The organism is Sphingobacterium sp. WOUb80 (assembly GCF_050058145.1).
GTDB lineage: Bacteria > Bacteroidota > Bacteroidia > Sphingobacteriales > Sphingobacteriaceae > Sphingobacterium.
In genome coordinates, this window is sequence record NZ_CP165617.1 from 5,786,840 (window position 1) to 5,799,316 (window position 12,477).

At 42.1% G+C, this 12,477-nt stretch carries 11 protein-coding genes and 1 pseudogene; 5 read left to right on the forward strand and 7 right to left on the reverse strand.

The window, feature by feature from the left end:
- Nucleotides 1–113 precede the first annotated feature (113 nt).
- From AB1Z56_RS23960 to upp, 6 genes are all read right to left on the reverse strand, one after another.
- Nucleotides 114–1,748: an amidohydrolase gene (locus AB1Z56_RS23960; RefSeq protein ID WP_426790358.1), complete on the reverse strand. Its 1,635-nt coding sequence runs from the start codon at nt 1,746–1,748 to the stop codon at nt 114–116.
- 271 nt (nt 1,749–2,019) lie between these two features.
- Nucleotides 2,020–2,430 carry a BrxA/BrxB family bacilliredoxin gene (locus tag AB1Z56_RS23965; protein WP_333865591.1) on the reverse strand — a complete coding sequence of 137 codons (411 nt, stop codon included), beginning with the start codon at nt 2,428–2,430 and terminating at the stop codon, nt 2,020–2,022.
- Between the two features lie 152 nt (nt 2,431–2,582).
- Nucleotides 2,583–3,116 carry an AAA family ATPase gene (locus AB1Z56_RS23970; protein ID WP_426790359.1) on the reverse strand — a complete coding sequence of 178 codons (534 nt, stop codon included), beginning with the start codon at nt 3,114–3,116 and terminating at the stop codon, nt 2,583–2,585.
- 23 nt (nt 3,117–3,139) lie between these two features.
- Complete coding sequence (pnuC, locus tag AB1Z56_RS23975) at nt 3,140–3,742, reverse strand: nicotinamide riboside transporter PnuC (protein ID WP_309364765.1); 603 nt, start codon at nt 3,740–3,742, stop codon at nt 3,140–3,142.
- Nucleotides 3,743–3,793: 51 nt separating this feature from the next.
- Nucleotides 3,794–4,267, reverse strand: a complete 474-nt coding sequence (locus AB1Z56_RS23980) for a ribonuclease H-like YkuK family protein (RefSeq protein ID WP_046672303.1) — start codon at nt 4,265–4,267, stop codon at nt 3,794–3,796.
- A gap of 104 nt (nt 4,268–4,371) precedes the next feature.
- Complete coding sequence (gene upp / locus AB1Z56_RS23985; RefSeq protein WP_309364764.1) at nt 4,372–5,019, reverse strand: uracil phosphoribosyltransferase; 648 nt, start codon at nt 5,017–5,019, stop codon at nt 4,372–4,374.
- Nucleotides 5,020–5,302: 283 nt separating this feature from the next.
- Here upp and uvrB point away from each other — a divergent pair, with 283 nt between their 5' ends.
- The 5 genes from uvrB to AB1Z56_RS24010 all read left to right on the forward strand — a co-directional run bounded on the left by uvrB (nt 5,303) and on the right by AB1Z56_RS24010 (nt 11,095).
- Nucleotides 5,303–7,336 carry an excinuclease ABC subunit UvrB gene (uvrB, locus tag AB1Z56_RS23990; protein WP_309364763.1) on the forward strand — a complete coding sequence of 678 codons (2,034 nt, stop codon included), beginning with the start codon at nt 5,303–5,305 and terminating at the stop codon, nt 7,334–7,336.
- A 130-nt stretch (nt 7,337–7,466) separates the two neighbouring features.
- Nucleotides 7,467–8,075 (forward strand): outer membrane beta-barrel protein, encoded by a 609-nt coding sequence (locus AB1Z56_RS23995; RefSeq protein ID WP_309364762.1) that lies wholly within the window; start codon nt 7,467–7,469, stop codon nt 8,073–8,075.
- Nucleotides 8,076–8,402: 327 nt separating this feature from the next.
- A complete protein-coding gene (gene proB / locus AB1Z56_RS24000) occupies nt 8,403–9,434 on the forward strand; it encodes a glutamate 5-kinase (protein ID WP_309364761.1) in 1,032 nt (343 codons plus the stop codon).
- Nucleotides 9,431–10,681: a glutamate-5-semialdehyde dehydrogenase gene (locus AB1Z56_RS24005; protein ID WP_309364760.1), complete on the forward strand. Its 1,251-nt coding sequence runs from the start codon at nt 9,431–9,433 to the stop codon at nt 10,679–10,681. The genes proB and AB1Z56_RS24005 overlap by 4 nt, the downstream gene beginning before the upstream one ends.
- A gap of 9 nt (nt 10,682–10,690) precedes the next feature.
- Nucleotides 10,691–11,095, forward strand: coding sequence for a hypothetical protein (locus AB1Z56_RS24010; protein ID WP_309364759.1), 405 nt, complete (start codon nt 10,691–10,693; stop codon nt 11,093–11,095).
- A 147-nt stretch (nt 11,096–11,242) separates the two neighbouring features.
- On the opposite strand, the pseudogene AB1Z56_RS24015 reads toward AB1Z56_RS24010, so the two are convergent.
- Nucleotides 11,243–12,380 (reverse strand): annotated as a pseudogene (locus AB1Z56_RS24015) (acyl-CoA dehydrogenase).
- Nucleotides 12,381–12,477 lie beyond the last annotated feature (97 nt).

Genomic DNA, 12,477 nt, shown 5'->3' on the forward strand with positions numbered 1-12,477 from the left:
ATCAGGCTAGTGCAAGTGAAGAAATGTTTGATTCGTTAGCTATGCTTTTTGTTGGCTATCTTGTTTCGTTAGTGGTATAAGTTTAGTGACATATGTACGCATATGCGCTATTGTTATCTTTTAAACACGGTCTCACCTGCAATTATTGTTCGTTCTGTTTTTACATTTCGTAGTTGCTCATTCGGAATTTTCAAGATATCCTTTTCGAGGATAATAAAATCGGCATCTTTTCCAACTTCGATGCTACCTCGTTTCTTTTCCTGAAAGCAGGAATATGCCGCCCAGATCGTCATTCCTCGCAGGGCATCTTCACGGCTTATGGCATCCTGCATCTGAAATCCGTGGTTAGGGTACCCTTTTTTGTCGACGCGGGCTACCGCTGCGTGGAAACCATACAAGGGGTTGAAATGTTCGACCGGAAAATCACTGCCCAAAGCGAGTTTGCCATATTCCTGCAATAGGTGCTTATAAGCGTAGGCACCTTTCATTCGTTCTTCACCGAGTCGATCTTTGGCCCAGTACATATCGGAGGTGGCATGGGTGGGTTGTACAGATGGTATGATTTGATACTTTCGAAATTTATCAAAATCTGTAGGCGATATAATTTGGGCGTGCTCGATTCGCCATCTACGATCACCATTATTGTGGAGGTATTTGCCGTAGATATCCAAGATGATGCGATTGGCCGAATCGCCTATTGCATGTGTATTTGCCTGAAACTTACTTTCGGCAATCTGTTTGATCATTTCTTCATATTCCTGTGGACTATGAAGTAGAAAACCATATGTGGGAGCATCATGGTAGTGGGCGAGGAGACAGGCTCCACGGGAACCTAGCGCGCCATCGGCAAGGAGCTTGAACCCTTTGATTTCGAACCGATCGGTTTCATAGAAACCTTGTTCAATGAATGATTTTATATTTTGAGGGTTGCCAAGAATCATGGCATAATCTCTAAATTTCAATTCTCCTTCCCGATAGTATTTTTTTAAAAGTTCAAGCCTTTCTTTCGACAGACCTGCATCAACAATTGAGGTGAGACCTACGGAAAGTAATGAATCCTGCGTGCGTTTGATCATTCTTAGGTAGTCTTTCTCAGTCGGAACCGGGATTGTCTTATTGACCAGATCCATTGCATTGTCGATCAAAAGACCGTTTGGTATGTTATTGGTCCCCCCGACCACACCACCGCGGATGCTTGGGATACTGGTTAATTTGGCCCATTCCAGCGCTTTGGAATTGGCGACTGCCGCATGATAATCTACCCGTATAAGATAAACGGGAATATCAGGAAATGCTTTATCCAATAAATCTTTGGTGGGAAAAGCCTTATCTTTCCAGCGATTTTGGTCCCAGCCGCCACCGATCAGCCAGGTTTTGTCTGGATTTTTTTGCCTGTAGTTTTTGACACGTTGAATCACTTCTTCGAAGGAATCAGCCCCATTGAGATCGACTTGATCCATTAATTCGGCTTCGTCAAACAAATGCGCATGCGCATCATAAAATCCTGGGTAAATGGCTTTTCCTTCCGCATCAATCTTTTCCTTTGCTTTATATTTTCGCAGTATTTCATCATCCGAACCGATTGCTATAAATTTACCATCTTGAATCGCAAATGCCTGTGCCGTGCTAAACGTGGAATCTACAGTATATACTTGCGCATGATATACGATAAGGTCCACTTTGGTTTGTGGAGAGCATGCGATGATCGTCCAGCAGAACAAAAGAATGATTATTGGAAAGGTTTTCATATCCTAAAAATAGAAAAAGCTTTTAATAAACGGAAACTAGGCTTGGGGCTAGGTCTACTGGATATGCGGAATTGAGGTTTTGGCGTATTGAATTGCTTTACGTGAAGCGCCTATGCCGAGTTCCCGCATATTGTTCGGAGAGGAGACCATCTGTAAAGCTTTGAAAGGGGACGTGCAGGAAAAGTAAGGAAAATACAGATTATCCAATAGGCAAAAAAGGCTATCCAAATAACTTGGACAGCCTTTTTAATTCAAAAATCAAAATACGTGATTAACAGTACTCGTCAAATGCTGCAACTAAATTATCAGCAATCATTTGTGCCGGGCGACCTTCAATCATATGTCTTTCAATCATGTGTACCAATTTCCCGTCTTTAAATAAAGCCATTGCTGGTGAAGATGGAGGGTAAGGCAACATGTAGTTACGTGCAGTGTTTACTGCATCAGTTTCCATACCTGCGAAAACAGTCACCAATTTAGTGGGATGTTTTTCGTTTTTCACGGCTGCTTTCGCAGCAGGACGCGCATTTGCAGCAGCACACCCACATACAGAGTTGACGACCACAAAAACAGTTCCTTCTGATGCGATTGCATTGTCAACTGCTTCAGGTGTTTTTAATTCTTCGAATCCTGCATCAACTAACTCTTGACGCATTGGAGTTACTAAATATTCTGGATACATTATTTCTTCTAGTAAAATGTTAATATTCTATTTTCAATTGTATATCATAAAGACTTCGCGATTGATCAAGCAATTTTAAGTGATGCAGACCTAGGCTATACTTTATTTCTACAAATATAGCTGTAAAAGGCAGCTTCGTCAAGATACTTGTCTCAAATCAATGTCAGAAAATCTTTTGCAGCGCGAAGTCCATTTTCAAGACGCCGCTCATCGAGCCCTGAGATGATGCGATATTGTGCATTAAGGGCTGTTAATTCACTTTTCCAGATTTCCATAAAATGATCCCGCTGTTCGGGAAAATCTCGTAGCGGATCATCTTGCCAGGGCAGATCGATATCCATCAGGAGATACAGGTCGTAGGGATGTTGCTGAATTTTATCGGTAACTTCCTGTGTCGTATGACCAAAGAGATGATCCGACCAAATTTTTACCGTCAGAAAGGTGGTGTCACAGATGAGGAGCTGTCCTTGTGCTAAAGGAACCAGTGCTTCCTCGAGTGCCACCTGCCCATAGAACATATTGACCTCGTCCTGTAAGGTGTATTTATTGTTGAGGCTTTGACAATAATAGCGTGAATATTCGGGCACACATACCGTTTTAAACGCTTTGGCAAGAAACTGTGCCATCGTTGATTTTCCAGTAGACTCGGGGCCAACAACAGCAATTTTTATGAATTCTTTTCCCACATCGATCGTTTTGATAGGCAATATTACGCAAAATTTTTATAGGTTTTCTGCCAATCACGGTAGCCATTCCAGGCGATGACTGTGAAAACAAAATAGAGCACAGCTGTCAGCATAAGATCTTTATGTATGTAGAGTGGGATATAACAAATGTCTACAAACACCCAAAGAAGCCAGTTCTGAAGAATTTTTCTGGTCATCAGAAATTGGGCGACAAAACTGACCGAAGTACAGAATGCATCAATATAGGGGACATCGGAATTGGTTTTGCTGTCGAGAAGATAACCTATTGAGATCGTGAGGACAATGATGGCTAGGAAGCAGAGGAACAATTGATTGCCGCTGGCTTTGACGATGGGTTTCTTTTTTTCTTCTCTTCGCTTTATCCAATAATACCAGCCGTAAATCGCGGTGGAGAGAAAATAGAATTGTAATACAGTATCTCCGTATAATTTGGCGTCGTAAAACAGCACTGCATAGGATCCTACGCTGATGATGCTGATTGGCCAGTTCCAAATATTTTGTTTGGCTGCCAAATAGACGCAAAGAAAGCCAGTTAGCGTGCCTAACCATTCGAGCCAAGGGGTTTGGGCAAATTGACTGGCAATCTGCTGAAAAAAATCCTGCATGTGGTGTACTAAAAATTACACCTAAATATACAAAGTCTATCCAATAGTCAATTATTGAACCTGTTTATTGGCGCAATTGGTACTGGCAAATGACTCGGGCTTGGCCTTAAAAACAAATCCCATACCCATAATATAGCCCATAGCTTCTTTAAGAGCAACATTTGACTGGAAATTTGGATTGGTGTTGATGTCGGCGTGGACTTCGAGGTCTACTTTGTGTTTTTCGAGGAGGGGGCAGAGTTGATAGGCTATATCGATGGATTTTTGGACTTCGAGCAGCATCCTTTCTTTAATGCTCATTCGGTGGTGCCTTTTGTCCCGTTGGATAAACATAAATCCACCTTTATGTTCTCGGAGAAAGACGATGACTGTCGCGAAGTCGATGATGCCTCTTTTGACTTGGGAATCGGTGCCGATATAAACCTTGAGCTTATTCCCTAGGGCATCTTCTCGTTTAATGACTTCCTCAACAGCATCGAAAATCGTGGAGCGAATGGATTCGCCATTGTATTTTTGCCATCTCATAGCGATATAAATTAGATATAAAAAAATTAAACTTCATCATTGATGTAAATTTACTGAATTTCAATGATCTAAGTGTTAATTTAGTTTTAAATAATTTATCCACATTAATGGTGTTTTACACCATAGGCCAAGTCTCCGGCATCGCCGAGTCCAGGTACAATATAAGCTTTTGATGTCAGTTCGTGGTCTACATCACCTACCCAGATATGTGCCGTAGGTACAAAGGCCTGAACGTGATTCAATCCTTCCTCGGAAGCGATGGCCGCGACAATGTGCAATTCCTTGATATCGTATTCGGCCAATAGATCCTTACAGCATAAAACAAGACTTTTTCCGGTCGCCAGCATGGGGTCCACGATGATCACCGTCCGGTTGTCTAAATTGGGTGTATTGACATATTCCTTGTGAATTTCAAACTCGCCACTCTTTTTGGTATGGCGATAGGCTGCAATAAACGTGTTATCGGCGTGATCAAATACATTCAACAGCCCCTGGTGAAAAGGAAGACCTGCCCGGAGAATAGTGGCCAATACGGGCTGTTCCATTAATAGATGTGTCTTGGCTACCCCTAATGGCGTTTCAACCTCCATAGGCGTATAGGCCATCGTCTTGCTAATTTCATAAGCAAAAATTTCACCTAGCCGTTCGAGGTTCCGACGAAAGCGCATGCGATCCTGTTGAACAGTGATATCTCTCAACTCGGCGATAAAATGATTTGCGATGCTATTTTGGGTAGATAGAATAGTGACCATGACGTGCGTGCTAGTTCAGTTAAACTAAAGATAGTAAATAATCAATTGAAAGTAATAACATCTATGGTATTATTATAGTTTGCAGTAAAATGGTAAAATTTTTAGTAAATTTGTGTTAGACCATAGCTGGATATGGCCTGGACCGCATGTCGAAAAAATCGTCCTGTCTGCAGATTAAAACCATCGGATTAAAAGAGCTGTTTTGAGCTTTTCGCTCAAACTATTACTGGTGCAATGTTTGCTGGAAAAGGCCTAAATAGTTTTCTTAAGAAATAGGAAGTATATGAAATTTGAATTGACATCAGAGTATAAGCCGACCGGCGATCAGCCAGAAGCAATTAAGCAATTGGTTGCCGGAGTTGAGCAGGCAGAGCAATACCAGACGCTTTTGGGGGTGACAGGATCGGGTAAGACTTTTACCGTGGCCAATGTGATTCAGGAAACTCAAAAGCCGACATTGATTTTAAGCCATAATAAAACTTTGGCGGCTCAGTTGTACGGTGAATTCAAACAGTTCTTTCCTAATAATTCGGTTAACTATTTTGTATCTTATTACGATTATTATCAACCCGAAGCTTTTATAGCTTCTACCAATACATATATTGAGAAAGACTTAGCGATTAACGAGGAGATTGAAAAGTTGCGTCTGGCGACGACTTCGTCATTGATGTCAGGACGTCGTGATATTGTTGTTGTTTCTTCGGTATCCTGTATCTATGGTATGGGGAACCCGGAGGACTTCTCCCGTTCTATTTTTCGTTTCGGCGTGGGTATGACGGTCACCAGAAACGCTTTCCTGCATAAATTGGTGGAGATCTTATACTCACGGACGACTACCGAGTTTAAGCGCGGTACTTTTCGTGTTAAGGGCGATACCGTAGATGTGTTCCCTGCGTATCTGGATAACGCCATTCGTATTTCTTTCTTTGGTGATGAAATTGATGAACTGAGTGAGATCGATCCTATTTCGGGTAAAACACTCAACAAGATGGAAGATCTTGCTCTTTTTCCGGCAAACCTCTTCGTTACACCGAAGGAAAAATTTAAAGAATCTATCTGGGCTATTCAGGATGAATTGATGCAGCGGAAAACGCAACTGGAAGAGGAGGGACTAATGCTGGAAGCGAAACGTTTGGAGGAACGGGTTAACTATGATCTGGAAATGATGCGTGAACTGGGTTATTGTTCGGGGATTGAAAATTATTCTCGCTTTTTCGACGGCCGGAAACCGGGAATGCGTCCTTTCTGTTTGCTGGATTATTTTCCGGAAGATTATCTGTTGGTCATTGATGAAAGCCATGTGACCTTACCGCAATTACGTGCAATGTATGGTGGAGACCGATCGCGTAAAGTTTCTCTTGTAGAGCATGGTTTTAGGTTGCCTGCAGCTTTGGACAATAGACCTTTAAACTTTCCGGAGTTTGAATCTTTGACAAATCAGACGATCTATGTGTCGGCGACTCCGGGTGATTATGAACTTCAGCAGACTGAAGGTGTAGTCGTTGAGCAGGTTATTCGTCCCACTGGACTGTTGGATCCGATTATTGAAGTACGGCCAGCGATCAATCAGGTCGATGATTTCTTGGAAGAGGTGGATAAAACCATCAAAGAAGGAGGGCGTGTTTTGGCTACGACATTAACCAAACGTATGGCCGAGGAGCTTTCGAAATATATGACCAAGTTGAATTTAAAAGTCCGTTATATACACTCCGAAATTAAAACCTTGGAGCGTGTGGAAATCTTGAGGGGGCTTCGCTTGGGAGAATTTGATATATTGGTTGGGGTGAACTTATTACGTGAGGGGCTTGATTTACCCGAGGTCACGCTCGTTGCCATTCTTGATGCGGATAAGGAAGGCTTTCTGCGTTCCGAACGATCGCTTATTCAGACCATCGGTCGCGCTGCCCGGAATGATAAAGGACGTGTTATTATGTATGCAGATAAAATGACTGACAGTATGCGAGTCACGATAGATGAAACCAATCGTCGTCGGGATAAGCAGATGAAATATAATCTGGAACATGGCATTACTCCACGTACTGTCGGTAAAACAAGAGAAGAGATTTTGGAGCAGACTTCAGTTGCAGATTTCTCGGGTATAGAACCAAAAGTTTATGTTGAACCGGATCCGTCGCAGGCCATTGCCGCTGATCCAGTGATGCAGTATCTGAGCGAGAAGGATCTGAAGAAAGCAATCGATAACGTACGCAAGAAAATGGATAAAGCCGCGAAGGATATGGACTTCTTGGAAGCAGCGAAATATCGTGATGAAATGTTCTCGTTGGAGAAGCTTTATGAAGAGCGATTCTCCTCTTAAATGAGGGCTTTTGTTAATATGTATTAATTATTGTTAATCAATATTAAGATTTGTTAAACAACGCTAAATAGCGTTTAAATTAAGATTCCGCCGTGCATATTTGTGGCAATTGTAAATAAATTGACCACATATGAAACATTTAATTAGCAGCGTAATACTGTTTTTTGTGCTTTCCACGGCATTCTGCCAAAGCAAAATTTCCTACGGCATAAATGCTGGGTACACGAATGCTGGATCGTTAGTATCCAATAAGCGATCCCACAATTATAGCTTTCGAAGTATTTCGGGGATTACAGCAGGTGTTTTTGTTGAAATCCCTCTTATTGCCGGAATTTCTATTCAGCCTGAAGTCAACTTTACCCAAAATGGCATGGAAGCAAAGCACTCTCTGGAAAATAATTGGACGACTTATCGTCGGAACGCAATCGATATTCCGTTAAATATCGCCTATAATGTGACGATTGGAGAGGGTCGGGCTTATATAGCAGCGAGTCCATATTATGGTATCCAGATGTCGGTGAACAATAATGATGGAAAATTTTATGATGCGAGTACCAATCCGGCGGATTATGGTTTGGGTTTTAACTTGGGGTACAAATGGAATGGGGGCTATGGTTTCTTCATTGGCTCCAATTATGGGATGAAGGATATGAGTGTCAATGAAAATGTCAAACTTTATAACCGCACGTTTAATGTTGGTCTACGGTTTGATCTCCATCAGATATTAAAAAATAAATAGCGCAACTCTATCTTTAACAGAAAGCAGCACTCGAATAAGTGTAGTGCCTTAGAAAGTGTCCGCTTTTTTGGGCGTTATCTAGGAGTTGCTGCTTTTTTGTGCTCTTAGGCTTTATGGTTTTCATCGTTAGGCCATGTGCATGGACATCCGGGATTGGTTATAATTGTTTCTTTTCTTTCAGATCGAATGTCTGCCGGGCCAATAGATTCGGCCTTGTTTCACAAATTTTTGTATTGAATTATATTGTTCAATTGTTAACATATTTTGCAAAAATCAAATTCTTCTCAGTAAATTAGTGCTCAAATCTAAACTAAAACATACTAAAGAATGAAAAAGCCAATTCTCGTTGTCAAATTTGGATCGGCTTCTATTACCACGAAAGAGGGAGAAGTTGATGAACGTATTGTTTTGGAGATCGCTAGGCAAATTGCTTCCTTACAGAAGAAATACAATATTGTCTTGGTGTCTTCGGGGGCTGTCGCTGCCGGTAAACGTTTTCTGCCCAATTATACGGGTACATTATCAGAACGTAAGGCTGCAGCTGCAATTGGAAACCCCATACTGATCAATACGTATTCAACCTATTTCAGACCATTTAAAATTTCGTTGGCGCAAAGCTTATGTGAACGACATCATTTTTCCAATCGGGATCAATTTCTGCAATTGAAAAATACATACGAGGAATTGTGGCGGAATAATGTTATTCCCATAGCAAATGAAAATGATGTTGTGAGTAATAAGGAACTGAAATTTTCAGATAATGACGAGCTAGCTACGTTAATTGCGGTTGGCTTTGGCGCCGAAAAACTATTGTTTAGCACTTCGGTCCCAGGAGTATTGGATACAAACAACAAGATTATACCGCAGATTGAAACAATCGATCGAGATATCCTAGGATTGGCAAGAAAGGACAAATCTGCGGTAGGACTGGGGGGAATGACGTCAAAATTGAACTTTGCCCGACTAGCTAATCAGATGGGAATTGCAGTCGTTATTTTTAGCATGCAGACGGAAGATGCAATTCAGAAAGCTGTAAAGCACGAAACGGGAACATTGTGTCTGGCAGAGAGCAAGAAGATCTCTTCTCGCAAGAAATGGCTTGCAAGTGGAAGTTTGATCAAAGGTGAATTAATGGTTGACCGTGGGGCGGAAGAGGCCTTGTTGAAACATAAGAGTTTACTCGCCGTAGGCGTAACCCGTATTGTTGAACATTTTGAAAAGGGAGAAGTCTTGAATATTGTTAATCTCGAAGGCTTAACGGTGGCCGTCGCCCGGGCCAAGATGGATTCATCCGCTTTGTCCCAGTCAAGTAAAAAGAATGTAGAAATTGCGCATGCAAATGATATCGTATTATTATGAGTGAATCCATCGTAGAACAACTTCAGGCAGCAGCCAAAGCAAAACAAGTGTTGCAGCAGCTGGCTCCAGATAGTAAAGTCGCCATTTTAAATGCCATTGCAGCCGCTCTTGTTGAACAAGAATCGGCTATATTACAAGCTAATAAAAGTGATTTGGACCGCATGTCGGATGAAGATCCCAAAAAAGACCGTCTCCTGCTCAATGGTGATCGTCTAAGAGGTCTGTCTGACAGTGTGAAGCAGATTGCGCAGTTAGCGGATCCAACAGATCAGCTCTTATTAAAAAAGGTCTTGCCCAACGGATTGGAAATAGAAAAGATCACTGTCCCACTCGGGGTTGTCGGTGTAATCTATGAATCACGACCCAACGTTACTATTGATGTTGCAGCTTTATGTATTCAATCGGGTAATGTTTGTTTACTGCGTGGCGGTTCCGACGCGCAATACACCAATGCGGCTTTATTAAAAGTCATCTACGGAATCTTGGGCGAACATGGTATTACACGGGATATTGTACAGCTGTTACCTGTCGATAGAAAGTACGTATCGGAATTGCTGGAGGCGACGTCTTATGTGGATATCATTATCCCACGAGGTTCACAGTCGTTGATCGATTTTGTCAGGGAAAACGCGAAGGTGCCTGTGATCGAAACTGGTGCGGGAGTATGTCATACCTATGTGGATCGGACCGCAGATCTGGATATGGCAGCTAAAATTGTCGCCAATGCTAAAATTTCCAGACCTTCGGTCTGCAATTCCTTGGATACTGTTTTGGTCGATAAGGATGTTGTAACGGAGTTTTTAGTTAAATTGGCTCCCTATCTGGAAGAGGCTCAGGTTGAAGTCTTTGCTGATCCAAGCGCCTATGAGGTATTAAGGGATGAAAATTTCTCAAATTTAAAAGTGGCAGAAGAGGCGGATTTTGGAAGAGAATTTTTAGATTTGAAATGTTCGATAAAAACCGTTGATGGACTGGGTGAAGCTCTGGAACATATTGGAAAATATTCTTCCAAACATTCGGAGTGTATTGTCTCTTCCAATGAGTTTAATATTGAACAGTTTTTAAATACTGTGGATGCCGCGGCGGTTTATGCCAATGCGTCAACACGTTTTACAGATGGTGGCGAATTTGGACTTGGAGCTGAAATTGGAATTTCTACTCAGAAATTACATGCACGGGGACCATTTGCCTTGGAAAAGTTGGTTACAGAGAAATGGATTGTCCGTGGAAGTGGACAGATCCGATAAGCATAGAAAATGGGATTAAGTTTTAAAAAAGATGTATTGATGAACTGGATCGAAGAAATAGGCAAATTTCTTCGCATATGGACGGAGGGGCATGATGCCTTTGCTGAACCGAGCGACCCAGCTGTATTTGAAGGAGCTTATGAGAAGTTTTTTGAAAAGAGCAGAAACTACTTCATAAATCTTTCGGAGACCGAACTTGCGGTATATCTTAAAGAAGATCTCCAGGTACAGCAATTGCATCCATTGGCGTTAACGCTATTATTTGATGGTTTGAATGCTACGGATGGTAGCCAGGAGAACTTACTCCGCAAAGCAAAGCTAATTCTGAATCTAGCTATGGCCGAAACAGCTAGTTTTGCTTTTCAGGATTACCAGTATCTAGCGATGATCGATAATAAATTGAAAAGTCTTTAAAGGGTGCTTAGCAATCTGTTTGATCGAACAGATGAAGCATTCCCTGCATATGAGTGGTGTTTCTACAGCAAGAGCTGTCAGCTCAACAACTGAAAGCTCTCGCTTATTATTAAGGTATTGTTTATTAAGGTATTGTGGACAGAAACATTACCGTAAAATTTCACGGGCAATCACCAAACGCTGAATTTCGGATGTACCCTCATAGATTTGCGTAATCTTTGCATCACGCATCAATCGTTCGACGTGGTATTCTTTTACATAGCCATATCCCCCGTGCACCTGAACTGCTTCTACTGTGTGTTTCATGGCGACCTCAGAGGCATGCAGTTTGGCCATGGCTGCTTCTTTTCCATAGGGGAGCCCCTGATCTTTTGTCCAGGCAGCTTTGTAAGTCAAGAGTTCTTGCGGCTTCAATATCGACTTCCATATCGGCCAATTTAAACTGGATGGCTTGATGATCCGAAATAGGTTTTCCAAAGGTCTTTCGCTCTTTTGAGTACGCTAAAGCAAGGTCATAGGCACCGGCCGCAATTCCCAGAGCTTGAGCAGCTATGCCAATACGGCCGCCATCTAGTGTTTTCATCGCAAATTTGAACCCAAAGCCATCTTCTCCAATGCGATTCTCTTTCGGAACCTTAACATCGGAAAATAGAAGGGAATGTGTGTCGGAACTGCGGATACCCAATTTGTTCTCCTTTGGTCCAATAGTAAAGCCTGGTAAACCTTTTTCTACGATTAACACGTTGATTCCTTTGTGTCCCTTTTCGGGATGAGTCTGCGCAATAACGAGGTATATGTCGGCGTGACCGCCATTGGTAATCCAATTTTTTGTCCCATTGAGCAGATAATGATCGCCCTTATCTTCGGCAATAGTATGCTGAGAAGAGGCATCCGAACCCGCTTCAGGCTCTGATAATGCGAAAGCACCAAGTTTTTCTCCTTTAGCCAAAGGAATCAGGTACTTATGCTTTTGTTCCTCTGTTCCAAAAGCATTAAGTCCATATAATACCAGCGAATTGTGGGCGGAGACAATAACGGCCGCAGAAGCATCAATTTTTGCAATTTCTTCCAGGACAAGAACGTAGGCCAATGTATCCATGCCTGCTCCGCCATAGGCCTCCGGGGTCATGATGCCCATAAAACCAAGTTCGGCCATTTGCTTGACAAATTGTGCTGGAAATTTTGCTTCTTCATCGCGTTCGATTGCTCCGGCCTTTAGTTCCTGAGCAAATTCCCGTGCTGCGTCACGGATCATTTTGTGTTCTTCGCTTAATTCAAAGTTCATGGTATTTCAAGTTTTTTGGTTCGTCATTTGTCGCAATGATAACTCCATATCGAATGGTGATTATGCTTTATCTAATAACATTTGCTGTCAAAAAGTT